Source organism: Acinetobacter sp. Root1280, assembly GCF_001425285.1.
Lineage (GTDB): Bacteria > Pseudomonadota > Gammaproteobacteria > Pseudomonadales > Moraxellaceae > Acinetobacter > Acinetobacter guillouiae.
Genome location: NZ_LMED01000012.1, coordinates 491151 through 517799 on the forward strand (window position 1 = coordinate 491151; position 26649 = coordinate 517799).

Consider the following 26649-nt stretch of genomic DNA (forward strand, 5'->3'; position numbering starts at 1 on the left):
TTAAAAGTTATTGCTTAGTCAGACCACCAATATGCAAAGTGTGGTTTAAACACGACACTTTGCATTCAAAATCATTTTTTCGTTACAATCAGGCATCTAAGCACTTGCCACAATAATGAATAAAGATGAATGATTTACTGACAAAAATTCAAAATGCTTTTAGCCAACAACATGCCAATAATAGCAAGACTCAGCACAATATCCATGCGATCAATCAGTTACTCTCTTCAAATCAAGATTTTGAACAGATCATTGCAAGCTTAAAGAATTGGCAAGATGATCCGAGTCTGTCTATTCAAAATTATACTTTTTGGCTTTTTATCGCGATTGCGATTGGCTTATTTGTACTGACTATTTTTACCCACCCGATACTCTTACTGGTTGTGGGTGCAAGTGTGGCTTTTGCTTTCTATAAACGCACTTCGACAAAAGCCCTCAATCAATTGGTTGAAGATGCTCATCAAAAGAACCTCGAAGCAAAATATCAAATCCGCTTCTATCCCAATGCCTTCGATGAAAATATTGAGTCTCCCTATAATTTCCCGTTATTTGGTTTAGGGGATCATGAAAATACCATTGCTCATTGCATTTATGGCACTTGGCAGGTCAACGGTATCAACTATCCATATATGCTGTTTAATTATCATTATGTTGATGAAGTCGAAACTCGTGATTCAGAAGGCAAAAAAAAGACTGAATATCGTCATTATGATTTATGGGGGATCATCCTAGAAAACTTCCCTGCTCAAGGTATCAGTATTTCATCTAAACAAAATCGAGCCTGCCGTCTTGGCGTAAAATGGTCGAGTGGGGATATTCGTTTCGACAATCAGTACCAATTAAGTGGCATAAATGAAATGCAACTTGCCAAATTTTTTACACCAAATCATGTATTAATGCTTGATCAAGCCATGGCTAATTTTAAAGGTGATTTTTATGTTCAAGCTCAGCGCCCTTCTTTGTGCTGGCTATTTAAAACAGATATTACCAAAGCGCAAATGCAAGTCGATAAAGTTCAAACTGTCTATGATTTGGCTGCACAACTTGAAAGCATGAACATGCCTGATTATGAACAGCTTAAAGATTCGCTGATCACCATTCTACAAGAAGTCCAGCCTCATTATGGGACAAATAAAGTTGAAAAATAAACAATTTACTTTGTCGATACAATAATTTATCGCATACTGATCAATCTGGAATTCGAACTTTAATAGACTTCAATCATGATTATTTGCCATGCCTATAGAAACCGTTGAGCGATTACTTCACCTACGCACAAGAAAAAATAAACATGTGATGCGCAATATCGCTCGGCTTTGGGAAATTGGACAACAGGCTCAATCTGCACAAGATATTTTAGATGGCTTACATCCGTGGGGAGAATGTAGAGAGTTATTTTTTCATAACCTCATCCCCAGACTGCTGTTTATGATTGGGGTACTGACTGCAATTTTTGGTTGGCTGATTCATCACTATATACCCTACCCACTGAGTCTATTAGCAGCATTGTTATGCTGTTTTGCTGCTTATTTAATTTATGAGCAAAGCGATCCAATTGATGAAGTCATCAATTTTTTAGAACAGCGCATGATGTTTCTCCGCTACGAATTAGATTTTAATAAAACCCCAAGTCATATCTCCACAACAAGCAATACCTTTTTGATCATGTGCAAGTTAAAACAAAGTTTTCCGTTGTTTTCGCAAGGCAATGTGTTGAATGAGATTGAACAATTTGCATCCACCAAATGGTTTGATGGTGAACAAGAACATCATGTGATGTTATTTCAGTATCATTATGTCGATGAGTTTTCACTGCCCAATACTCAGGGTGAAAAACAGAAAATTAAGGAAACCCATAAAAACCAATGGGGCGCTTTTATTTTTCAATTACCTGCCCTCGGCTTTGCCGCCAGTAATAAACATCATGAATTTATTCCGCCCTATACCCAAATATGGAAAACTGCGGATATTCTGGTCAATCAAAATTTATATATTTTTGGCTATGATCAACATCAACTTGCCCGTACCATTAGTCCAAGTATCACCTTAAAATTAAGTGATTTTTTTCAACACTATTCAGGTGATATTGTTTATCATTTTGAAGAAAATATGCTGTGCTATATGGGAGATCAAGATCTCTTTCGCATTCGTCGTAAAAAACAAAAGCTTCAGGATATTTCAGCACTTCGTGGACATTTAAGAACATTAACCATGCCTGAATATGAAAAATTTAAACAGTGCATGCTAAACTTGATTTCATAAATCAAAAGGAATAATCAAAATGGGTTTAATCATATTTATTGGGATTTTTATTGTTCTGATCGTTTGGGGTATTCTGGTTAGGAATAACATTGTGCGTTATTTCAATGCGACACAACGTGCATGGGCTGAGGTTGCCAATTTTGAACGCCAGAAAGTAAAAACACTGGAAACTTTAGAGCAAACTTTGGCGCAATATACACAGTTTGAAAAATCAACTTTGGAAAAAGTGACCGAGTTACGTCAGCAAATTTTGAATCTAAATCTAAACAATACCGATGTTTCTCAACTGCAACATGTTGAAAAACTCAATCAAGATTTAATGAAAAGTTTAAATGTGGTGGTTGAAAATTATCCTGAACTCAAAGCGGATACTTTGTATGCAAAAATGATGGATGATATTCAAGAACAAAATGAAAATGTCGGTGCAGCAATCACCATATTTAACCGTAATGTTGAAGAATTTAATAACACCATCGAAATTTTTCCAAACAATATGATCAATACCATTACTTTGGCAAAGAAAACAATTCGTCCATTTTCAGACAATGTGGTCACTCAGAATTTTGATTACAAGCCTAATTTCAACTAAGCTTTACTCTATATTGTTGGAAAAACCCATCCTTCCCAAGGAAATATTGGGAAGGTTCTTTAATCAAACATCACTTGAATAAATACGTAAAAAATAAATAATGACAATGGATTTATCAACAAGCTTGGTAAAAAACAATGGTCAACAATCCAGTCCTTGCATGCGATTAAACTAAAATTTCAAATCGTCTGTAGGATTTAAATCGGGTATAAATTACCAGAAAATAACACCAGCAGCATTACTTAGAATTACCAACCCTATGTTGAAAATCTTTTCCACCCATCCCTTTCGCCTTCTTTTCAAAAACTGGAATGTATTTGAGATTATTTGGCTTTTTAGTTTTATTTTCATCGGCTGTATCATTACCTTAGTTCAACAAGATACATGGTTTAATTTCGTGGTATTACTCAGCGGAATTCTCTGTGTGGTATTGGCAGCAAAAGGCAATATTCTTAATTATAGTTTTGGTTTGTTTAATAGCTGTGCTTATGCATGGATTTGCTATAACAACGGGCTTTATGGCGAAATGGGACTGAATCTCTTGTTCTTTGTCCCAACCGCTTTGATCGGCATGCTACTTTGGCAGAAACATACCAAAGAAAAACAATTACAACAGGCCTATACCCTTCGGCAGGCTTATTTGATTTTGATCATCCTGAGCAATATAGGTTGTATTGCGATACTCGGTTATCTGCTTGCCCAAATTCCCACTCAAAATACGCCTTATATAGATGCAACCACCAATATCCTTGCAATCACAGCAACGATTTTGATGCTGCTGCGTTTTAAAGAGCAATGGTGGTTCTATATTACTTTAAATATCTTCAGTATTTTAATGTGGGCGATCCGAACCCTTGATGGGAGTGGTGATGGTGCAATGATGTTATTGATGTGGTCGGCCTTTCTGATCAATGCCATCTATGGCTACTCTAACTGGAACAAACTTGCACAAAACTATTCAAACTCATCCTATTGAATTTAAAAACTATGAAAAAAATCGGACTAACACTCGGTAAATATGCACCCTTACATGCAGGTCATGTGCATGTATTTGAAACAGCATTACAAGAGGTAGATGAGCTGTATGTATTGATCTATCAAAGTTCAATTACAACTATCCCCTTAAACATTCGCGCCCAATGGATCCGAGATTTATTTCCTCAAATTCATGTAATTGAAGCATGGGATGGGCCTGAGGGTTATTCCAATGATCGGGCTTTTGAAATAGAACAAGAAAATTACATCATTCAAAAGCTCAATGGCGTGAAAATTTCGCATTTTTATAGTAGTGAATTTTATGGTGAGCATGTCAGCACTGCACTCAATGCAATTGATCGTAGAGTGGATGAGTCACGTCTACAGGTGCCGATCTCCGCTACAATGATCCGAGCAAATACCTTTCAAAATCGGAAATTTATCCCCAACTGTGTCTATGCAGATTTGATTAGCAAAGTCGCCTTTGTCGGTGCCATGTCTACAGGCAAGTCGACCCTGGTTGAAGCGCTTGCGAAAAAGTATGCAACAACTTTTGCCCCAGAATATGGGCGTGAATATTGGGAAACTCACCAAGTTGATCGTCGTATCGGTTTTGAAGATTTCAATATTATTGCAGATCGTCATATCGTCTATGAAGATCAGGTCACTTTAGATGCAAACCGTTATTTATTTGTAGATACCAACGCGATAACCACAGCGATGTTTTGTATGGATTATCATGGACGATTACCTGAGCACCTCAAACAACTTGCTCTCGAAAATGCACAGCGCTATGACTTATTTTTCTTGTGTGAAGATGATATTGCTTATGACGACACTTGGGATCGTAGCGGCCCCCAAAAAAGAGCTATTTTTCATCAGCAAATTATTGCGGATCTCAAACAACGTCGGATTCCATACATCGCTTTAACAGGAAGTTTAGAACAACGGATTGCCAAGGTTGAACAAGTGCTAAATCAGTTTGATAAATTCAATAATTTTTTTGGATCAGCTTTAAAGCCATGATCAGGAATCGATTATGGCGATTGAGTATATTTGACTCGAAACATATCGCCTAAATCACCCTGTGGAAATTTGAATAAAAATTCAGCCATAATCCTGTTTATTTTCAACATAAAAAATGACATTTCGATCATTTTCTGATATTTTCAAACCGCTAAAAAATGACTATTTTTAGAACAAAACGATCAACTAAAAATGATCAACTTAATAAAAAGACAATCTAAAGATTGGAGTAAATTAAATGTTAAAAAAATTATTCATGATGTTATGTCTGTGTTTTCTCTGGCAAGCCCCTGCTCAAGCGAAAGGCCTGTTAGTTTTTAATACAGGCGATGAAATGTTTAAAGTTGGCCCATTTCCACAAGAAGTGTTAAGTCAATATGAAGATCTTAAAAGTTTAAATGCAGGATATAAATGTAGTCACTTTGGAATCTTATGGGCAGATGTCAAAACATGGGACTGCACCTTGGTCGGCATGACCGATGCAGAACCAGATACGTTTTATGAATTACCTGATGATGTCATTTCAACCTTAAGTAAAAATCCTGAATACCAAGAAAATAAAATGCAACGTAATTTTTGGAATCATTATGGAATATTCATCATGATTCTGGGAGTTATCGCCTTGATCATTATCGGCCGTAAGGCAAAAGACTAATTTTCTATCTTGTCCAAATCTAAGCTAAAAAGCGAACTACAGTTCGCTTTTTAGCTGTATAAAAATAATATCTTGATATTCAAACAATAATTATTCAACGATAAAAAAATGATTCTCGTATCAATCTATTGATGTTCAAGGCGCTAAATCAATAATTTTAAATTTAACATTATGAAAAACAACATGACTGGTATTCGACCATAAAATCAGGGAAAATAGCCCCCTTTTGCAATTATCAATCAGCGAACTGTTTTTTCGCCAGATTTAGGTTATTTATGAAGTTTGAAAAATTAGGTCAGTCGGGGCGTGCTCGTCGTGGTCGTTTAACTTTAGAACATGGTGTGATTGAAACACCTGTGTTCATGCCTGTGGGAACTTATGGCACAGTTAAAGGCATGTTGCCACGCGATATCGAAGATATCAAAGCACAAATTATTTTAGGCAATACCTTCCATCTTTATTTACGTCCTGGACTAGATGTTATCCGTGAACACGGCGGTTTGCATGAGTTTATGAAATGGGGCAAACCGATTCTTACTGATTCAGGCGGCTTCCAAGTCTTCAGTCTGGGTGCTATGCGTAAAATCAAAGAAGAAGGGGTTACTTTCCGCTCACCTATCGATGGTTCAAAAGTTTTTTTATCTCCTGAAATTTCAATGGATATTCAACATACATTGAACTCAGATATTGTGATGATTTTTGATGAATGTACGCCATATCCAGCAACCCATGAAGAAGCACAGAAATCGCTTCAACTGTCATTACGTTGGGCAAAGCGTTGTAAAACTCAACATCACGATGTTTTAAAAAATAGAAACGCATTGTTTGGAATCATTCAAGGCGGAATGTATGAAGACCTTCGTGAAGAGTCTTTAAACGGTCTTAAAGAAATTGATTTTGATGGCTTTGCGATTGGTGGTTTATCTGTAGGTGAACCAAAAGAAGAAATGATCAAAGTTTTGGATTATCTGCCTGCAAAAATGCCAGAAGATAAACCACGTTATTTGATGGGTGTGGGTAAACCAGAAGATATCGTTGAAGCAATTCGTCGCGGTGTCGATATGTTCGACTGTGTCATGCCAACTCGAAATGCACGTAATGGTCATTATTTTGTTACCGATGGTCTAGTTCGAATTCGTAACAGCCAATATCGTCATGATCAAAGCCCACTGGATCCACATTGCGACTGTTATACCTGTACCAACTTCACCCGTGCTTATTTATTCCATTTAGAAAAATGTGGTGAAATGCTCGGTTCAATGTTGGGCACGATCCACAATTTACGTTATTACCAACGTTTTACCCAAGATATTCGTGATGCTTTAGATCAGGGAACTTTTGATGAATACGTGACTGATTTCTATCAACGTCGCGGTTTAGAAGTTCCTCCTTGTCCTGCTGACTAATGCCCCAATATAAAGTTGAATTGAAGATTAATTCAACAGTATTTGCGCTGAAACCCAAGACAAGGTAAATTGCTGAACAAGTCAATTTAAAAGCCATGAAAATGGCAGATAATTTTTAACATTAGGAAATTAGAATGAGCTTATTTATTTCTTCTGCTCACGCTGCAGCAGCGCCTGCACAAGGCCCAGGCATGATGGCAAACATATTGATGATTGTAGTATTTGTTGCAATCTTTTATTTTCTCATCTGGCGCCCTCAAGCAAAACGTGCAAAAGAACACCGTACTTTAATCGAAAGCTTAGGTGTTGGCAGTGAAATTGTATTTGCAGGCGGCTTAATGGGTCGTATCCTAAAAATTGATGGCGACTTTGCAGTGGTTGAATTAAGCAAAGGAAATGAAGTCAAAGTTCAACGTGCAAGTGTTATTTCAGTACTCCCTGAAGGCACATTAAATAACCTTTAATCATAAAACGGTCGTGCACTTAGCACGACTTTTTCATTTTAAGAAGAAAGCGAATGCGTTACCCTGCATGGAAATATATATTGATTCTAGTGGTACTAGTGATCAGTACATTATATGCGCTGCCGAGTTTGTATCCTGACGAACCTGCTGTTCAAATTTCTGGTGCCAAGGCTGGCACCACAATTGATCAGTCTGTCATACAAAAAGCAGAGCAAATTTTAAAAAGTGAAAATATTAGCAGTCATGATAATACCTTCACCAACAATGCTGCCCTTCTGCGTTTAAATACGTCTGAAGCACAGTTAAAAGCGAAAGATGTCCTCAGCAAAGGTTTGGGTGAGAACTATACCGTTGCATTAAACCTTGCACCAACCACACCTGAGTGGTTGCAAAAAATTGGCGCTAAGCCAATGAAGCTTGGTTTGGACTTACGTGGTGGTGTCCATTTCTTACTTGAAGTAGATATGGACAAAGCTATTGCACAACGTATGGAAACCTCAGCAACAGACTTACGTCGTGAGTTCCGTGACAATAAGATTAAATTTAATAGTCTTTCATTGAACAACAATACCATTACGATTCAGTTTGCAAATAATGATGACCGTGCAGCGGTAATGGACTTTTTACGTCGTGATGGGAATAAGTTCAATCAACAAGCTTTAGCAACGGATACAGGTTCTACGCTTAAGTTGACCTATAACGATGCGACCAAGCAAGACATTCAATCTTACGCACTTAACCAAAACTTAACCACCTTACGTAACCGTATTAATGAGTTAGGTGTGGCTGAAGCATTGGTACAAAGCCAAGGTAGCAACCGTATTGTGGTTGAACTGCCTGGTGTACAAGATACTGCCGAAGCTAAACGTGTCTTGGGGCGTACTGCAAACCTTGAATTCCGTTTAGTGTCTGATTTAAATGATCAATATATTGACCGTTTCACAGGTAAATATAATGGTCAACCTTTACCGCCAGGTACTGAAGTTTTTGCTTACGAATCTTTGGACAGTGGTCGTGAACTATTATTAAATCGCAGCCGTATCCTTACGGGTGAACGTGTACAAAATGCATCAAGTGGTTTTAGCCAAGATAGTGGTGGCGCTGAAGTAAATATTACTTTAGATACTGCTGGTGGTAAGTTGATGTCAGACGCAACCCGTACTGCTGTTGGCAAACGTATGGCGGTTTTGTTTATTGAAAATAAACAAAAAATCACCTCTGTTGCTGATCCAGTTACAGGTGCGATGACAGAAGTTCGCACACCATATACTGAATCTGTGGTGATCAATGCTGCAAATATTCAAGCTGTTTTAGGTTCATCTTTCCGTATTACCGGTTTAGATTCTCCTCAAGAAGCGGCTGAACTTGCATTGATGTTACGTGCTGGTGCTTTAGCTGCACCAATGTACTTTGTAGAAGAACGTGTTGTTGGTCCAAGTTTGGGTCAAGAGAACATCGACAAAGGCGTATTATCAACTCAAGTTGGTTTCCTGCTTGTTGCAATCTGGATGATCGTGTTCTTCCGTCTATTTGGTTTAATTGCTGATGTTGCACTGGTGATTAACTTGGCAATGCTTCTCACCATCATGTCTTGGATCGGGGCTTCACTGACCTTGCCAGGTATTGCCGGTATCGTAATCACCATTGGTATGGCGGTCGATGCCAACGTACTGATCTGTGAGCGAATACGAGAAGAAATGCGCTGGGGCGCCTCGCCCAAACAGGCCATTATTGCCGGTTATGATCGAGCCTATAACACTATTCTCGACTCAAACTTAACCACATTCTTGGTTGCATTTATTCTGTTTGCTATTGGTACAGGTCCGATCAAAGGCTTCGCTGTAACGCTGATGATTGGTATTATTTGCTCAATGTTTACTGCAATTACAGTAACACGTGCAATTGTCCAATTGGTATATGGCAGAAAACGTAACTTGAATAAGTTGAGCATATAGGAGATCGAAGATGACTGATGTGACTCAACCGAAAAAGAAATATGGTCGCCCAGATGATGAGCATGTAATTAATTTCATGAAGATTGCCAAACCAGCGGCAATCATCTCAATCCTTTTGACCATTGCAAGTATCTTCTTTATTGCAACCAAAGGCTTAAATCTTGGTTTAGATTTTACTGGTGGTGTTTCTGCAGAATTGAACTATCAATATGCGGCAAAACCAGCAGACGTGATTTCCAATTTGGATAAAGCTGGCTTTAAAGATGCAGTTGTACAAACATTAGGTTCAAACAAAGACTTAATTGTACGTATGCCAGCGCAAGACCTTAAAGTTGAAGACTTAAGTAATACCATCACCAAAGCGGTTCAACTGCCGAATAACACTGCCGTTGTTCATAAGGTTGACTCTGTCGGTGGTCAAGTCGGTAATGAGCTATATTTACGCTCTGCAGGTGCTGTAGCGCTTGCAATGCTACTTATGCTGATCTACGTGACCATTCGCTTTGAGTTTAAACTTGCAGTTGGTGCAGTGCTTTCATTACTGCACGATGTGATCGTAACGATTGGTATTTTTGCAATGATGCAATGGCCATTTGACCTTACTGTTTTAGCGGCTATTCTTGCCTTAATCGGCTTCTCGTTAAACGATAACATTGTTGTATCGGATCGTATCCGTGAAAACTTCCGTAAGATTCGTGGCGCGACACCGTTAGAAATTGTGAATATTGCCTTAACTGAAACCTTAAAACGTACTATTCATACCTCGATGACATTATTGCTGGTTGTACTTGCAATGATGTTCTTGGGTGGTGATGGCTTACACTGGTTCTCAGTTGCTATGTTTATTGGTGTATTTGTAGGTACGTATTCTTCAATCTATATCGGTACTGCATTTGCATTGTGGCGTGGTCTTAATCGTCAAGACTTTATCGTACAAGTTAAACCTGAATTTGAAGATGAAGAGCATATTCCTCATTAAGTTTCAGTTTTAATTAAAAAAGCTCATCTTTGGATGGGCTTTTTTATGTTTAAAATTTAACATCACAATGTAAAGAAATCATTCTATTCATAAGATATCACTCTGCCCCACTATTCAGCATCTGTTGATTTACATCATATAGCGATGTCAATACAAAATAGCGATACGAGGTAAATTGTGACTACTGAGCATAATATTTTGCAGTTGGGTAACACTTGGTCTTTTCCTTCCATTTTCCATTGACCAGATTGCGATCTGTGACTTCAACTTGATCACCTTTTGGTGAAGTTGCATCCTCAATAAACTCTCGAACCAGCAATAAACCTTTTCTAGGTACAACTTGATACTCAGAGCGAATATGGTAGCAACAGCCACTTTTATTAAAGGTAATGATGCGTTTGCGCTTTTTGTCTAGCTCGAACATGCCTAAATTTTCTTGAGTGAGTGCAGACAGTTCCTGACTTAAAACAAATTTATTCTTGCTTTGATTAAATACGTAAATGTCATACACAGGACCGCCATAAGAACCATAATTGCCGTTTCTAATCGCAAGGTCTTCTGTTCCATCGAAGTTAAAATCATCAAAAATCAAAGGGCTTTGTTCGTCATAAAGCTGTATAACATTAACACTCGGTTTAAACTTTTCATCCAAATACATAGTCAGGTCATCAGAGTGAAATGCTTGAAATACCGCTTTACTGCCCTTTTTAAATAGCTTTACTTCGGCCTTAGCTCCACATTCATCTTTTTCACATGCAATATCAATTACGGCATCATAGTGTTTCGAGCCATCTTGAATTTGAAAAATTTGTGCATGCGTTATAGACAAGGAAAATGCCAGATAAATTCCTAAGCTTTTACAGATTATTTTAAATGGTTGATTCATCTTTTTTTTATTCAGTCAATTTTATCAAAATCATAGCATTAAAATTGCTTAAATAAAAAACCGCCCGAAGGCGGTTAGGCTCCCTCCTTTATCAAAGGAGGGTTGGGGTGGATTTAATCCGATAATGGCTTAGTGCCCACCACCATTGATTGCTTTTGTCATCTCTTCAACAACTTTCTTAGCATCACCAAAGATCATCATGGTTTTGTCATTGTAGAATAAGTCATTGTCTAAACCTGCATAACCTGTTGCCATAGAGCGCTTGATCACCATAATGGTACGTGCTTTATGTGCTTCAAGAATCGGCATACCATAAATTGGTGAAGTTGGATCATCTTTAGCCGCAGGGTTAACAACGTCATTTGCACCAATTACCAGTACAACATCAGTCGCAGGGAAATCAGAGTTGATCTCATCCATTTCCAAGATGTCTTCATATGCAACATCAGCTTCCGCTAACAATACATTCATATGACCAGGCATACGACCCGCAACTGGATGGATTGCAAAACGAACCGTTACACCTTGCTCTTTCAAGATTTCACACAATTCTTTCACTGCGTTTTGTGCACGACCTTGCGCCATACCATAACCCGGTACAATCACAACGCTGTCTGCATTTGACATCAAGAAGCCCGCATCATCCGCAGAACCAGAACGGTAATTACGTTGAACTTGCTCACCTTTATCAACCGATGCTACAGCCGCACCACCCATCGCACCACCAAACAATACATTGATGATTGAACGATTCATTGCTTTACACATGATGTAAGATAGAATCGCACCTGATGAACCCACCAGTGAACCCGCAACAATCAGCATGTTGTTTTCAAGTGTGAAACCAATACCTGCTGCAGCCCAACCAGAGAATGAGTTCAGTAGTGAAACCACAACTGGCATATCACCGCCACCGACTGGTGCAATCCAAACCCAACCAAATGCCAGTGCCAATGCAGTCATTGCCCAGAATGCTTGCATATTGCCTGTGGTAAAGAAGTACACACCACACGCCAGCATAGCCAGGAAAATGATCGCTTGAACGGGTTTAACCCAAGCACCTGAAATGGTTTTTGCCCATTTCTTTGCAGCTAATTTACCATAAGCAAATACAGATGCAGTAAAGGTAATCGCACCAACGAAACAACCGACGAATAATTCAAATAAATGAACTTTACTCATATGCGCATGCTGTACACCAGCAGCAGTTAAAGCAGATTCGTTTTGTGCAAACAAAGCAGTCAGTTGGTTATTATGTAAAATTGCCGCAATCGCAATCAGTACCGCAGCCAAACCAACAAGTGAGTGCATCAATGCCACTGTTTCTGGCATTTGTGTCATTGGAACTGTACGTGCACGCGCAATACCCACAATTGCACCCAACACCATTGCACCACCAATCATCCATACAACAGGATGATCTGCAACAAAGAATGTGGTAATTACCGCAATCGCCATGGCAATCATGCCGTAACGGTTACCAGCAATCGCAGTTTTAGGACCTGAAAGACCACGTAACGTTAAGATGAAAAGGACAGCACCTACAAGGTAGAACCAATCCGCATATTCTCGAATGATTTCCATAGATTAGCCCTCTTTTTTCTTTTGTTTTGGCTTAAACATTTCAAGCATACGTGCAGTCACTGCGAAGCCACCAAAAATGTTAATACTTGCCAAGAACACTGCAATTGCACCAAGTACACTAACAACATTCACGGACTGGAATTGTACACTTGCGTCTACAACACCAGGAATTCCAACAGTTTGTATCATCGCACCCACAACGATAATTGAGGACAATGCATTGGTTACTGCCATTAACGGCGTATGCAATGCAGGTGTGACACCCCAAACCACGTAGTAACCAACAAAGATGGCTAAGACGAAAATAGTAATAGTTTCAACCATGATGACTCTCCTTAACCACGCTTCAGCAGTACTTGACCGCCATGAGTTACTAGAAGTGCTTTTTGAATTTCGTCTTGTTGATTGATGGCAAAGTTTTTCTCTTGATCAAACAAAGTTTCTACGAAATTGAAAACATTACGTGCATACAGTGCCGAAGCTTCTGTCGATACTGTAGAAGGAATATTTGGAATACCTAAAATCGTCACGCCATTGTCAGTGACAACATTTTCACCATTTTTAGAACCTTCAACGTTGCCGCCTGATTCAACTGCCATATCTAGGATGATTGAACCTGGTTTCATTTTGGCAACAGTTTCAGCTTTGATTAAGCGAGGCGCATCACGACCTGGCAACAACGCAGTAGTAATCACGATGTCTGCATTTGACACGGCTTTATCTACGATGATGGCTTGGTCTTGAATATATTGCTCGCCTGGCATCCAGCCATAACCATTTTTAGCGGCATCGGCAGCTTTTTGTTTTTCTTCATCAGACATCGGTACATCTAACCACTTACCACCAAGCGATTCGACTTGGTCACGTGCAGTTGGACGTAAATCTGTTGCTTCAACAACTGCGCCTAAGCGTTTTGCAGTTGCAATGGCTTGAAGACCTGCGACACCCACACCCATAATCACGATACGAGCGGGTTTCACAGTACCAGCAGCGGTCATCAGCATTGGGAACATACGTTGATATTCCGCAGCGGCCAATAACACCGACTTATAACCTGCTAGGTTGGCTTGAGAAGACAATACATCCATATTTTGCGCACGAGACAGTGTTCGTGGCAAAAGCTCTAACGCAAATGCAGACACTTGTTGTGACGCAAATTGGTCAAGTTCAGTATTACGGTATGGGTCAAACATAGCTACCACAGCTGTTCCTGCGGCAAGCTTTTGAATTTCCTCACCTTGTGGTGCACGGACTTTCAAAATAATTTGACTACCTGTATAGGCATCATCTGTAATTTTAGCGCCTACTTGTTCATAAGCACTGTCAATATAAGCCGCTTTTTTACCAGCGCCTCGTTCAATGACAATACTATGACCAGCACTAATCAACTTTTTTACTGTCTCTGGCGTAGCGGCTACGCGGTTTTCACCGACGACAGATTCTTTTGGGATTCCAATCTGCATGAGCGTTCCTCAAGCTAATTTTTCTTCAAGTAAACATCGTAAATAACCCGATGTTTCCCCCAGATGCGTTGTTATGAATTTTTGGATTCTAATTGAACTTTTTTAAAATACCACCCAATATTTATTTAATAAATACCCATATTTTGAACTGATGATTCATAAATATAATTGTGCGATATACCCTATATTCAATTTATTGTATTTTTCTCGTATTATCCTGCTCAGTTTTTTTGACATATCCTGTCTCCAATTTTTAAAAATGATGTTTTTTTAAGCTTATTTGGATATTTTAAGCTGCTTACCCTACCCTACTGATTGGCATTTACAGCAGTATGATTCACTTTTAAGCATTCCAGCTTGCTGTTTAAATAGTCCATAAAACAATAGATTTAGCACAAAAACTAACACCCCTATTGACCTTTCTGACAAATTACATAGTTTTTTTATCAGCTTATATTGGCCTTTTCTATCATTTTTTCCGTCAAAAATGTAAGTCGGTTTTTATTACATTTTTTAATTTCATTAATAAAAAAAAGTACTTGGAATAGCCATTAGAATTACCCTAGAACTGAGTCTAAAGCAATTACAAAAATTTTTAGTTTTTTTTTATTTGCCATTTTGTCAGTTAATAATACTCGAACAGCTTGAACCAGCCATTACGATGTTGCACCTTTTTTGTGCAAAAAATAGCATATTGAATTTGAGCAGTTTATAAACAAGGATTTCAAGGTTGATTTTTATACAATTTTTATTTCAATCTATTTAAATGCTACTTAAATCCACACAAAAAGAAGTAAGCAAGTGTGTTTTATATTCCTTTTATTGCGCCAATTCATTCTTTTTTTGTATTTCCACTGATTGAAAACAACATTTATACTGCTTGTTCAAATTTACATGTCGTATAGCGACATCGTCAATGCAGTCAAATTCATGAAACTTTCTTTATCCAGTACCCAACTCGGTTCGATTTTCGCACTTGGTGCGGCTTTCTTATTTAGTACCAAAGCTATTTTTATTAAACAGGCTTACGCATTATCACCATTGGTTGACAGCACCGTGCTTATGGCATTGCGAATGGCAAGTGCCCTGCCTTTTTTCCTTTTACTGTGTTGGTTCAATCGCCATCATAATAAAAATATGACAGGAAAAGACTGGGCCTTATTGGTTGCTGCAGGTTTGATGGGCTATTACCTTTCAAGTTGGCTCGACTTCGCTGGTCTGATGTATATCAGTGCATCGTTGGAACGTATTATTTTATTTCTCTATCCAACACTGACAGTGATTGCCACAAGCTTTATTTATAAGCAAAAACTCAACTTTAGAACCATACTAGCGATTGCATTAAGCTATGGTGGTACAGTGATTGTGATGCTACAAGAGCAAAGCACAGTACCGCATGAAGGAAGTTTCTGGCTAGGCGTGAGTTTAGTCTTTGCCAGTGCGGTCTGTTTTGCGACGTACTTACTCATGACCCCACGTTTAATTCAAAAATTTGGTTCATGGAATTACACCGGTTTGGCATTAAGCATTGCATGTTTTGGTACGCTAACCCATTTTATCATTGCAACACCCGAGCCGATTCAACTGCTTACTCAACTTCCGATACAAGTCATTTGGTATGGTATCGCCTTAGGCTTATTGGTGACAGTCTTGCCGACGATTTTGGTCGCGCAAAGTATTTCTCGTTTAGGTGCTGCACAAGCAGCTATGATTGGTTCGATTGGCCCGATCCTAACCATTATTTTGGCTGTGGCTTTGCTCGGTGAGCATATGAATGCGATACAATGGTTTGGTTGTTTACTGAATATCATCGGTGTCATGATGATTACTTTGTCTAAAAAGAAACTTGCACACTAAATTGTGCGGAAGCTTGGAAGGAATATGCATTTTAAAATTGTATCGCCGAGTGCCTGTGTAGATGTTGAAAATATCCAGTTGGCACAGTCGCATTTGGAACAGTTAGGTCATACAGTCTGTTTGGGTGAACATGTATTTTCACAACATCGCTATTTGGCAGGTACAGTTGAACAACGTATTCAAGATTTAAAACAAGCATGCTTAGATCCAAACATTGATGCAATTTGGTGTGGTCGTGGTGGTACTGGCGCTGCAATGTTATTGCCATTTTTAGATGAGTGGATTTTGAATAAACCCATTATTGGCTATTCAGATACCACCGTGTTATTAAACTATATTGCGATGCATCATGGGCAATCTTTACATGCGCCTGTATTTCAGGAAATTGCCGTTAAAAATTTAGACAATAGTCCTCTGTCGTATGATGCTTTAAAAACCATCAGCCTGTTATCCGCGGATATAAACCAACACGGTCATTATCCCTTATCCAGTGCAAATGGTTTTGCTCAAGATCAGCACATTGAAGATGTTAAAATCTTAGGCGGAAATCTTACTGTACTGTGTACTTTACAAGGCACACCGTCTGCCTTAAAACTGAATCAGCCGAGTGTTTTACTGATTGAAGATGTAGGCGAACCCTATTATCGAATTGAACGTTCATTGACTCAGCTCCTACAAAGTATTGATACCTCAAACTTAAAGGCTTTGGTTTTGGGTGATTTTTATCAATGCCCACAAAAAAATGTCCCGCAAAGTATTGTTGAGATTGTGAAAGAACATCTCAATCCACTGCACATCCCACTTTACCAATGTGACTGGTTTGGTCATGGTGAAGTCAACCGTCCATTTTGGTTAGGGAAAACGGGCAAAATTGTAGATTCACAACTGATTATTTAACGGCTAGGTTATTTAATGACTGGCTTATTTTAGTACAGGGCTATTTCAGCTCATTGAATATAAAAATAGCCAATACCTTGCTTAAGATAGGCCTCTACGAAATCCTAGTCAGTGCTTACTGGGATTTCCTAAGAGCATCAAAGCAAAGATAAACAAACTATATACTTTTAATACTGAGCCATACTTCACTTGCATCGTGCTTCTTCTAATCACTTTTCTATATGACGGTTTTCTTGTTTAACAGCCCCTTGATTGTTCATTCATAAATACGATCAGTTGCTTCGGTTTTTTCTTGGCATTTCCACTTGACCTTAAGTTAACTTGAGCTTTGATACTGACGGAAATTTCCAGTCAATCAAAAGAGTCATCCATGAATTCCAGATCAGAATCCGCTCAGATCAAATCGTTCCAAATGATTAACCCAAATACACTTTATAATCCAACAGCATTTGCGTATAGTCATGTGGCTGAAGTACGCCATTATTTGCGTATTTTGCATATATCTGGACAAGGTGGTGAAAACCAACAAGGACAATTATCCCAAGATTTTGCACAACAAGTTCATCAAGCTTTTGTCAATCTGCAACATGCCCTACAAGCGGCTGATGCATCATTATTGGATATTGCTGTTTTAAGAGTGCTTGTGGTCGATCACAGTACCAAAAAACATCAGTTTTTAATTCAGGAAATGCAACAACTTTGGAAAGATCAACCTTTCCCTGCGTGTACACTGATTCCTGTCCCGTGTCTTGCTTTACAAGGAATGCTCATTGAAATTGAAGCAACTGCCTATTGTATGTAACTCCAAGAACTAGGATATTTTTATGAATGCTCAACTCGATATTAGCCAAAATAAAGCATTACTTTGGCTGATGGCGATTGCCTGCGGTTTATGCGCAGGAGCAAACTATTATAGTCAGCCGCTGATTCACTCGATTCAACTCTATTTCAACATGCCAGAATCACAAGTGGCACTTACAGTGACTTTTGCACAAGTGTCTTATGCGCTTGGTCTTTTATTCATTGTGCCCATGGGTGATATTGTCAATAAAATCAAATTTATTCCTTGGTTAATGTTTTGTGCCGCGATTGGTTTATTGATGTGTGCTTTTGCTGTCAATTTACCCATGCTTTGGGTTGGCACAATTATTACAGGTCTATTTTCAGTTGCGGCTCAGGTTTTAATCCCTCTTGCAACGATGGCAGTTAAACCTGAAAAAACAGGTGAAGTTGTTGGCTTTTTAATGAGTGGGCTTTTAGTCGGATTATTGCTTTCCACCAGCCTTGCAGGTTTGTTGTCTAACCTGTTTAACTGGAAACTGATTTACTTTGTCAGTGCGGTATTAATGTTGATTCTTGCCTATTTATTGAAAAAACGTCTGCCACATGTACCTGTGTTTAAAATGAGTTATGGCAAAATTTTCTACTCGATGGGTGTGTTGTTAAAAGAAGAACGTCGTTTAGTCTATCGTGCAATTATTGGTGGCTTTGCATTTGCAGCCATGAGTATTTTATTTTCAACGATTGCTGTTTTACTGACCTCTGAACCGTTTAAATTACCTGATGTTTTGGTTGGTGTTGCAACGATCATTGGGGTATTTGGTGCTTTAGCCACTGCAAAAATTGGTAAAATTGCAGACCGTGGACATACCAGTATCCTGACATGGATTGGGGTAGCGTTGATGATCGTCAGTTGGGCGCTGCTTTATTTCGGTGGAAAGTACCTCACCAGTTATATTTTAGGGTATGGCCTGATTAGCTTTGGACTCGCTGTGGTTCATACCAGCAATCAAAATATCATTTTCCGTTTACGCCCAGATGCGAAATCTCGGATTAACTCTATCTATATGACAGCCTATTTCACAGGTGGTGCATGTGGTTCTGCTTTAGGGGTTTATGCATGGCATCATGGAGGTTGGACCATGACTTGTCTTGTCGGTGTATGTTTGGTTATGGGTTCTGCACTATTTTCTCTGCTAGATCGTCTATATCTCAATAGAGCACAGACCATTTAAAGCATTCTAAAATCAAAATCCTTCAAAATTTGAGGGATTTTGATTTTTCAAGAGACTGATTATTTTAATAAAAATACGGATACCCAAATCATTCTATTTGAATAATATTCACTGTAACTATTGTGTGAAAAAACTGGTCATAATATATTCACATCAATAGTCTGCGATAAAATTCCAAAAAATGCAATGTACACAATTTCAATTTAAATGAATATGCGGGTTACTATCTTAAAGCTATATGAATAAACAGTTGAGGAGCAGTAATTATACGGAAGATAAATCTCAGAGCTTTAAAGAAATTCGTACAGGACAATCTATGTTTTTGGGGAAAACATTCAAATATCCATGATTATTCAAGTTTAAAATTGATACACTTTGGTCAAAATGATATCCCTGTTTGTCTTTGCTAAAGCGTGATTGACGATACTCAAGCAAGGTTTTACTCAGCTCACACAACAGCCAACATTCATCCTGATAGATCAATCAAGAGTTTATCCCTTATGAAAAAAATACGATTAGCATGCTTACCGATTAGTTTTTTATGTAGTTTTTCAAGCTTGGTCTTCGCTGCACCAATAGGAAATGAAAACTTATTAAGCCAAGCTTTTATAAACTGTGACAACAGTGCCCAAGGTATTATTGAACAGGCAACTTGTCTAAAAGATGAGGCTGAACGTCAAGATGCACGATTGAATAGTACCTATAAAAAATTACAATCACATTTGAATGCTACCCAGAAAACAAAACTGGTTGCATCACAACGCATTTGGCTACAATCACGTCAAAGTGATGCTGAACTTGAAACAACGCTGTATGGTCAATCACAGCCAGACAACTTGCAAACTGAACTTAATGATATACAGCGTATCGCAGGCCGTACTGCACAATTGCAACGCTACCTGAATTTACTTCAATAATGCGAATCAAAGCATAAAGATATTCAAGAACACATACCGAGATCAAGATAAAACTAAAGGTCAAATATATGAAAAAATTTAAAACCACTACATTGTTGTTCATCTCTCTTCTTCCTTTTGCAGCTTTTGCCGATGATGAAATGTCTCGTCCCCTTCCAGATGATTCTTATATTCATGCCAAATTAAGCAGCAGTTATGACCAATGTATCAAGCAAAGCGGTGCAGTAACATTTGAAATGCAAAGCTGTATGGACCAAGAATATGCTCAACATAAGAACCGCGTTCAACAGGCCTTTGCCAAAATCATCAGTCGTCCAGACAGTGTGAAAAAAGACCGGCAGATGGATGAGATCGCAGCATGGTGGGAAAACACCGACAAGTATTGTAATTGGGATCCGAAAACCGAAGGGCAAGGACAAATGTTAGATGCACAGTCTTGCCGTCTGAACCGTATTGCTAATCTTGCGGATAAAATCAGCCACTATTGAGTCTTAAAAATTAAAACTTAGCATCCCATCGTATTCAATAAAGTACTATTGATTGGCATATTGTGATCCGTGAAACTGGGCTTATCTATCCCCGACGGTTGCATGCTTATCTTCACATACTCACTTGGACTTTCTGAGAGTCTGTCAATCTTGTTGAGTAAGTAATTGATGCCCGAATGTAGCTAAAAAGTATTTTTATAAATTATTGTCATTCACAATCAATACAATAGCGTATCTGCTATTTTGAGGTTGTACTTTTGGATAAATTTGCCTTCTTAAAGAATATTCAGGAATGGTCTGATCAGTATCCATGGCTAGAGATGCTAACATCATTATCCATTCTAATTTTTTTCGCCTTTGTCGCAAATTATATTGCAAAACAAGTCGTTGTTCGTGGGATACGTAAACTTATTTCAAAAATGAAGTTTGCACACAGTGAAATTTTTTCCCAGCATAGTGTTATCCGCAGAGTGGCGAATATTGTTCCTGCCATTGTTATTTTAAATGGTATTACCACAGTTCCACATTTGTCCTTAAAAGCGGTTGGCCTGATACAAATGGCTGCACAGGCGTTTATCTTCCTGACTATTGCACTGGCCATCAGCGAACTTTTAAATGTCTTTAATCTGCTTTATCAACGTAATCCAAAATCACTGAATAAGCCCATCAAAGGCTATCTTCAACTGATCAAACTGATTTTGTTTATCGTTTGTGGTCTGCTGATCTTGGGTACCTTCTTAAAGAAAGATGTTTTTACCCTGCTTGCTGGTTTTGGTGCGATGGCAGCAGTATTGTTACTGGTTTTTCAAAATACGATTCTGTCCTTGGTGGCATCGGTGCAAATCTCTTCCTACGATATGGTTCGTATCGGTGACTGGATTGAAATGCCAACATTAAATGCAGATGGTGATGTTATTGATATGTCCTTACATACCATTACCGTACAGAATTTTGATAAAACCTTTACCACAATTCCCACCAATAAGTTGGTCACTGACACCTTTAAAAACTGGCGTGGGATGAAATTGTTGGGGGCGAGACGCATCAAGCGCTCAATCTTTATTGATCAAACCAGCATTCATTTTATTACCCATGAAGAACAACAGAAATTAAAAGCTTTCCTGTTACTGGATCAATATCTGGATAATAAACAATCTGAATTGGACAGCTTTAATCAACAATTTGAAGATCAGTCAGTCTATAACCAGCGCCGCCTAACCAATATTGGAACATTTCGGGCTTATGTCGAGTTCTACTTAAAACAACACGCTGGTATTGCTAAAAACCAATCCCTAATTATCCGTCAGTTACAACCAACGAGTGAGGGATTACCGCTGGAAATCTATGCATTTGCCAATACAACGGTATGGAATGATTATGAGGCAATCCAGTCTGATATATTTGACCATCTGATGGCAATTATTCCTGAATTTGGACTAAAGATTTATCAGGCTCCTTCTGGTTCAGATTTACGCTCATTGTCAAAACATGCTGAAAGCAGCTCTGAACTTCTGTCCTGAGTTGTTCATTTACATTAAAAAGCCCATGCGTTAACCATGGGCTTGCTTGCAATAAAAGAAGAAGGTTTGTAGCGCCCTCTATAATCAATTCAAAGCATAAACTGTCTACTGTAATCCTTACCAAATATCTTGAACATAATTCTATTTTTATTTCACCGCTGTCAAATTATAAAAAGTCTATCGGTTCTATTTCAGCGAGATAGTCATTATCCAAAACTTTTAACGTTTTATTTTTAAACTGAATGATGTTTAAGTCTGATAAATCTTTTAAAATCCGATTTAGCTGTCTGGTCGAAATTCCTAACATAGCAGCAATAGAATCACGTTTTTCCAAGTGAATCATACTCCCCTCCATTTCCGCCCTAATTGCTAAATATTTACGTACTTTTATAAATGCTGGAAGCGTTGCATTTGTTAGCAGTTGAGTTGAAGCATATAATTTTTGACTGAGATGAGAGCAGATAAAACGTAGAAAAGCTGGATCGTTAAACGCATATTGCTCAATTTTGCTTAAGGATATCTCGAGAATATCCGCTTTTGAAATCGCAGTCACTGTACTTACTGTACCTATATCTCTATCTAAAAAAAGCTCTAAATCACCAATCACGGAAAAAGCCCTTTCAATAGAGAATACGGCACAACTCCCATCTTTTTGGTAATGTTCTACTTGTAATTTTCCATTCACAAGTAAATAGAGGCTACTTAGCGAGCTTCCTTGTGCAAGCAGAAACTCACCTGCTTCTATTTGTTTTAATAAGAAATTTTCTAACAATATTGGAGAAAAATAACGCGATAAAGAAAACTTATCGATATAATTCTGTATTAATTCATCATTACTACTAGTCCTCATCTTTTACGACTCTTCATTCAAAACTATCTATATTTACAAAGTCTTTATCAATATTTGAAACCTATACTAGGCCTAGATAATAGGTAATAAACAGTGACATAGACCCAAGTTATCTTCTTGAGATAAGGTATTTTACGATCAATATAAAAAAAGGTCATCTGTCCTTTTTTTAATTTATCTTGAAGCATAAGCTGTAGACCACTCCAATAGCCAAGGTTGTGTCACGATGAGCCCCTTACTGATCCATATACAATGACTTCGGATGATGAATTTGCAATGCAGCGATCAACGCATATGCCTGAATTGAAGATGTTAGCGAAAAGTCATCTGGACATTATGTTATTGATTGCTTCTATTTAATACATAAGCCTGTAGCTGCTCTCGTAGTAACCAGAATCAAAACAGATTACTTTAAAAAGCATTTATTAAGCTTATTAAAAGTAAAAATCTATAATTTTGATAGGAATAAGAAACTGAAATGAATACTGACATTATTAAAGGTCGTTTACTCTTTTTGAAAGAGGCTGAAAACCTGAAAAATATAATGCGTTCCTCTCATACCTCTAAAGGCAGAATTGAAAGTACAGCCGAGCATACATGGAGGCTTGCCCTGTTAGCTCTTGTATTTGAAGATGAATTAAAATATCTAGACTTTTCAAGGGTTTTAAAGATGTGTCTTGTTCATGATTTAGGCGAGACAATCAATGGTGATGTTCCAGCGACTGAAAAGAAAAGCCATCCAGATAAAGACGTTCAAGAACGTAACGATCTATTATTACTTACTCAATCCTTAGATACTCCCCTGAGAAACACCATACTTGGATTATGGGAAGAATATGAGACAGGTCAAACGCAAGAAGCTGTTGCAGTAAAGGCTTTAGATAAGTTAGAAACAATTTTACAGCATAATCAAGGAATTAATCCTGATGATTTTGATTATGAGTTTAATCTTAGCTATGGTGAAAAATATACAGATAAACATCCATTATTTAAAAGTATCTGTGTCCTCATGGATACAGAAACAATGCAAAAAATTAATAACAGTAAATAGAGATAAAAAGCCCATGCTCTAACCATGGGCTTGCTTGCTATAAAAAACTATATCATTTATAAATTCACACCTTTAATAGCGACAGATTTTATTGTGTCAGATAATTGACAAATTAAAACTGAGTCTAGAAATCAACTCAGTTTTAATATTTAAGCGTATTCAATATTTAGAAATTCATATTAAATTTCACCCCACCGACCCATGCATCACCATAGGCTTTATTGGCACCAATATTTTTTACATATTGAATATTTGGACGTACTGTCAACCAACGAGTCGCTTTTAAGCCATAATAAATTTCTGCATCCAATTCATCATCAAACTTTTCATTCTCGACTTTGCCATTAAATTTGATCGCATCGGTATTTACCCCAATCCGCGCTAAACCGATTCCAATTTCATCGCTTGGGCGAGAATCAAATAATCCCTTATAGACCACTGCAATATTTTGCGCATCGCTATATGCACTGGTTTTGTCATCATAAAAAGTGGCTTGTCCCATCAGGGTCAAACCACGAGATTCATCACCATGATGGCGAGTCAATTGTTGCTTTGCTGAAAGCCATGCAGCCCATTTATGATGATCAGCATCAAATTTTTGGGAGATTCCCGGAGCAGAATAATCCACCTGAACATTCTGCGTATCCACCGTACTTGCAAAATATCCAAGTCGGTACTCTCCTGGTAAACTCAAATTGTTACTGGTTTTTTTTGGTTGCCAGACAATTTCCAATGGAATCACTGCACCATCTGAGCCATCTGTACTTAAGTTAAAACCATCACTGGCAGTAGTCGCATTGGCGTTGACCGTATTACGTTCATAAATTCCCATTTGAACGGCCAATTCTGGGTGAATATTGTATTTAACTCTTCCTGCCCATTGGCTGACAGGACCGTTATACCATTGATCTCCAGCCCAATTGGCAACCTGTCCACCACATAAAGCAAGGTTTTGAAATTCACAATCAAAACCTGCAAAGTCTTCACCAATACCAAAACGCCCTAGTTTTGCATCCAATCGCTGATCTACAAATTTCTTCTTAATCCATAAGTCTGTTAAACGCCAAGTTTGTCCTCGACCATAGACTTCTTGCGTTTGGTTAAATTGAGGTGCCATGACATCCGCTTCAGTATTCAGGGCTTTTCCACCACGATGGGTAATGACAATTTTTGCTTCTGTATCACGCCAACCCAATATCTTATTTAAATCAAAGTTTGCACCAAAAGCCCACTGATCAGCATAAGCATTGCCCTTACCATCACGATCTGCATTGATGACACCTGCAAACTCACCTGTATAACCGATATTAAAGTCATAGCCTTGGTCCTTTAACTCAGTTCTTTTACCATTCCAATCTCCAAACATCCATGGGCTATCTACACGAAAAGCATCTGCTGCCATGGCAGAGCTCATCGTTAAACCACTTGATAAAGCAAGGATTGCGAAGTGTACTTTTCTACGGCTTCCATTTTGAATTTTCATTGTATTGTCCTTAATCCTATAATTTTCGCCTTTTATTATTAAATGGCGGTGTTATCACGCTTATCGCACTCACTGCGATAAAATCGGGATATTAATTGATCTGTGCCAATGCGATTTTTTGATAGCTCTTCGCATAGAAAAATACGATCACAAAGCAGATCAATGGCAATAGATAGGAAATATGAGTTCCATAATGATCAGCCAATTTCCCCATGAAAAAAGGCATGATTGCACCGCCTACAATCGCCATGATCATAAATGAGCTACCAATTTTTGTTTTAGATCCTAGATTCTTTACTCCCATCGCAAAAATGGTTGGGAACATAATCGACATAAAGAAGAAAATACCAATCGCTGCGATCACTGAAATATACTCAGCGCCAGATAAAATCACGATACACAGCACACTGTTAATCACAGCATAAATCAGCAACAAATGGTTGGCAGATATTTTTGACATGATGCCTGTACTGACAAACCGCCCAATCAGAAAAGCCAGCATGGCAATAGATAAGAAATATGCGCCTTGTTGGCTGGAACTCTGTGGCCAAGTTTCTACCACCAAGTTAATGAAAAATGCACCTACCCCCACCTGCGCGGCGACATAGAAAAACAGGGTGATGACGCCAAATTTAAATTCTGCGTGTGACCACATCGATGCATTGTTATTTTGAAGATTGGCTGCATCCAGTTTCGCCTCATTTTCACGCAGATCAGGAAGTTTTGCTTTAGCAAAAAATACAATCAAAACAATGACAATTGCAGCAATACCGACATAGGTATAGGTCACAGCATCAAAACTTGCAGCACTGTCACCCTCTACCGAGTTAAAGAAAAACAAACCGCCAATCAGTGGACCAAAGAATTGCCCTAGACCATTAAAAGACTGAGATAAATTGAGCCGCTGTTCAGCAGTTGACGGATGTCCCAATGCAGATGAGTAAGGATTTGCAGCTGTTTCTAAACAACCTAATCCCAAGGCAAGTACAAATAATGCAAATAAGAAAAAACTAAATGTCATCATATTTGCGGCAGGGACAAAGAGCAGTGCCCCGATTGCATAAAGGGAAAGACCGAGAATAATCCCAGCTTTGTAGCCTTTTTTTTCGATAAATAAACCCGCAGGTAATGCAATCACAAAATAAGCACCAAAATACGCAGCCTGAATCAGCCCCGATTGTGCTTTAGAAATGTGCAAAGCTTCCTGAAAATGTTTATTTAAAACATCGACCAAACCATACGACAATCCCCACATAAAGAAGAGTGTCGTGACCAATATCAACCCCATCCTAAATTGGGGCTCTGTAATTTTTGCCTTCATGGCTGA

General features: G+C 38.3%; 25 protein-coding genes. 18 read left to right on the top strand and 7 right to left on the bottom strand.

Annotated elements, in window-relative coordinates:
- Positions 1–125: 125 nt before the first annotated feature.
- The 10 genes from ASC84_RS12135 to secF all read left to right on the top strand — a co-directional run bounded on the left by ASC84_RS12135 (position 126) and on the right by secF (position 10311).
- A complete protein-coding gene (locus ASC84_RS12135; protein WP_056514971.1) occupies positions 126–1148 on the top strand; it encodes a hypothetical protein in 1023 nt (340 codons plus the stop codon).
- Between the two features lie 88 nt (positions 1149–1236).
- The gene (locus ASC84_RS12140) at positions 1237–2262 is read left to right on the top strand and encodes a hypothetical protein (RefSeq protein ID WP_056514973.1); all 1026 of its coding nucleotides are present in this window, start codon (positions 1237–1239) and stop codon (positions 2260–2262) included.
- Between the two features lie 19 nt (positions 2263–2281).
- Entirely contained in the window at positions 2282–2851 is a 570-nt protein-coding gene (locus ASC84_RS12145; protein WP_004723147.1) for a LemA family protein, read from the top strand.
- A gap of 259 nt (positions 2852–3110) precedes the next feature.
- Entirely contained in the window at positions 3111–3827 is a 717-nt protein-coding gene (pnuC, locus tag ASC84_RS12150) for a nicotinamide riboside transporter PnuC (RefSeq protein ID WP_056514976.1), read from the top strand.
- 11 nt (positions 3828–3838) lie between these two features.
- Positions 3839–4852, top strand: coding sequence for an AAA family ATPase (locus tag ASC84_RS12155; RefSeq protein ID WP_056514978.1), 1014 nt, complete (start codon positions 3839–3841; stop codon positions 4850–4852).
- A 238-nt stretch (positions 4853–5090) separates the two neighbouring features.
- Entirely contained in the window at positions 5091–5507 is a 417-nt protein-coding gene (locus tag ASC84_RS12160; RefSeq protein WP_056514982.1) for a hypothetical protein, read from the top strand.
- 275 nt (positions 5508–5782) lie between these two features.
- A complete protein-coding gene (tgt, locus tag ASC84_RS12165) occupies positions 5783–6913 on the top strand; it encodes a tRNA guanosine(34) transglycosylase Tgt (RefSeq protein ID WP_004723155.1) in 1131 nt (376 codons plus the stop codon).
- Between the two features lie 134 nt (positions 6914–7047).
- Positions 7048–7377 (top strand): preprotein translocase subunit YajC, encoded by a 330-nt coding sequence (gene yajC / locus ASC84_RS12170; protein ID WP_004723156.1) that lies wholly within the window; start codon positions 7048–7050, stop codon positions 7375–7377.
- 53 nt (positions 7378–7430) lie between these two features.
- A complete protein-coding gene (gene secD / locus ASC84_RS12175; RefSeq protein ID WP_004723158.1) occupies positions 7431–9332 on the top strand; it encodes a protein translocase subunit SecD in 1902 nt (633 codons plus the stop codon).
- Between the two features lie 10 nt (positions 9333–9342).
- Entirely contained in the window at positions 9343–10311 is a 969-nt protein-coding gene (gene secF / locus ASC84_RS12180) for a protein translocase subunit SecF (protein ID WP_004723159.1), read from the top strand.
- Between the two features lie 181 nt (positions 10312–10492).
- Here the strand turns inward: secF and ASC84_RS12185 are convergent, their stop codons facing one another.
- The 4 genes from ASC84_RS12185 to ASC84_RS12200 form a co-directional block, all read right to left on the bottom strand.
- Complete coding sequence (locus ASC84_RS12185; protein ID WP_056514985.1) at positions 10493–11197, bottom strand: FG-GAP repeat protein; 705 nt, start codon at positions 11195–11197, stop codon at positions 10493–10495.
- 129 nt (positions 11198–11326) lie between these two features.
- A complete protein-coding gene (locus ASC84_RS12190; RefSeq protein ID WP_056514986.1) occupies positions 11327–12781 on the bottom strand; it encodes an NAD(P)(+) transhydrogenase (Re/Si-specific) subunit beta in 1455 nt (484 codons plus the stop codon).
- 3 nt (positions 12782–12784) lie between these two features.
- Positions 12785–13105: a proton-translocating transhydrogenase family protein gene (locus tag ASC84_RS12195; protein WP_004723166.1), complete on the bottom strand. Its 321-nt coding sequence runs from the start codon at positions 13103–13105 to the stop codon at positions 12785–12787.
- An 11-nt stretch (positions 13106–13116) separates the two neighbouring features.
- Positions 13117–14244: a Re/Si-specific NAD(P)(+) transhydrogenase subunit alpha gene (locus ASC84_RS12200; RefSeq protein ID WP_004723168.1), complete on the bottom strand. Its 1128-nt coding sequence runs from the start codon at positions 14242–14244 to the stop codon at positions 13117–13119.
- Between the two features lie 930 nt (positions 14245–15174).
- Here ASC84_RS12200 and ASC84_RS12205 point away from each other — a divergent pair.
- From ASC84_RS12205 to ASC84_RS12235, 7 genes are all read left to right on the top strand, one after another.
- Positions 15175–16101 (top strand): DMT family transporter, encoded by a 927-nt coding sequence (locus tag ASC84_RS12205; RefSeq protein ID WP_056514989.1) that lies wholly within the window; start codon positions 15175–15177, stop codon positions 16099–16101.
- A gap of 24 nt (positions 16102–16125) precedes the next feature.
- Positions 16126–16998 carry an LD-carboxypeptidase gene (locus tag ASC84_RS12210; RefSeq protein WP_056514991.1) on the top strand — a complete coding sequence of 291 codons (873 nt, stop codon included), beginning with the start codon at positions 16126–16128 and terminating at the stop codon, positions 16996–16998.
- A gap of 370 nt (positions 16999–17368) precedes the next feature.
- The gene (locus tag ASC84_RS12215) at positions 17369–17800 is read left to right on the top strand and encodes a RidA family protein (protein WP_004723174.1); all 432 of its coding nucleotides are present in this window, start codon (positions 17369–17371) and stop codon (positions 17798–17800) included.
- Positions 17801–17822: 22 nt separating this feature from the next.
- Positions 17823–19013, top strand: a complete 1191-nt coding sequence (locus ASC84_RS12220; RefSeq protein ID WP_004723176.1) for an MFS transporter — start codon at positions 17823–17825, stop codon at positions 19011–19013.
- Positions 19014–19513: 500 nt separating this feature from the next.
- Positions 19514–19930, top strand: coding sequence for a lysozyme inhibitor LprI family protein (locus ASC84_RS12225; RefSeq protein ID WP_056514994.1), 417 nt, complete (start codon positions 19514–19516; stop codon positions 19928–19930).
- 140 nt (positions 19931–20070) lie between these two features.
- Positions 20071–20418, top strand: coding sequence for a hypothetical protein (locus ASC84_RS12230; protein WP_224964741.1), 348 nt, complete (start codon positions 20071–20073; stop codon positions 20416–20418).
- A 257-nt stretch (positions 20419–20675) separates the two neighbouring features.
- Complete coding sequence (locus ASC84_RS12235; protein ID WP_004819007.1) at positions 20676–21938, top strand: mechanosensitive ion channel family protein; 1263 nt, start codon at positions 20676–20678, stop codon at positions 21936–21938.
- A gap of 166 nt (positions 21939–22104) precedes the next feature.
- Here ASC84_RS12235 and ASC84_RS12240 read toward each other — a convergent pair whose 3' ends face one another.
- Positions 22105–22788 carry a Crp/Fnr family transcriptional regulator gene (locus ASC84_RS12240; protein WP_056515001.1) on the bottom strand — a complete coding sequence of 228 codons (684 nt, stop codon included), beginning with the start codon at positions 22786–22788 and terminating at the stop codon, positions 22105–22107.
- 478 nt (positions 22789–23266) lie between these two features.
- Between ASC84_RS12240 and ASC84_RS12245 the strand changes: the two genes are divergently transcribed.
- Positions 23267–23839 carry an HD domain-containing protein gene (locus ASC84_RS12245; RefSeq protein ID WP_056515003.1) on the top strand — a complete coding sequence of 191 codons (573 nt, stop codon included), beginning with the start codon at positions 23267–23269 and terminating at the stop codon, positions 23837–23839.
- 166 nt (positions 23840–24005) lie between these two features.
- On the opposite strand, the gene ASC84_RS12250 is transcribed toward ASC84_RS12245, so the two are convergent.
- On the bottom strand, positions 24006–25322 hold the full coding sequence (locus ASC84_RS12250; RefSeq protein WP_056515005.1) for a carbohydrate porin: 1317 nt from the start codon (positions 25320–25322) through the stop codon (positions 24006–24008).
- Positions 25323–25413: 91 nt separating this feature from the next.
- Entirely contained in the window at positions 25414–26643 is a 1230-nt protein-coding gene (gene fucP / locus ASC84_RS12255) for an L-fucose:H+ symporter permease (protein ID WP_004818999.1), read from the bottom strand.
- Positions 26644–26649: the final 6 nt, after the last annotated feature.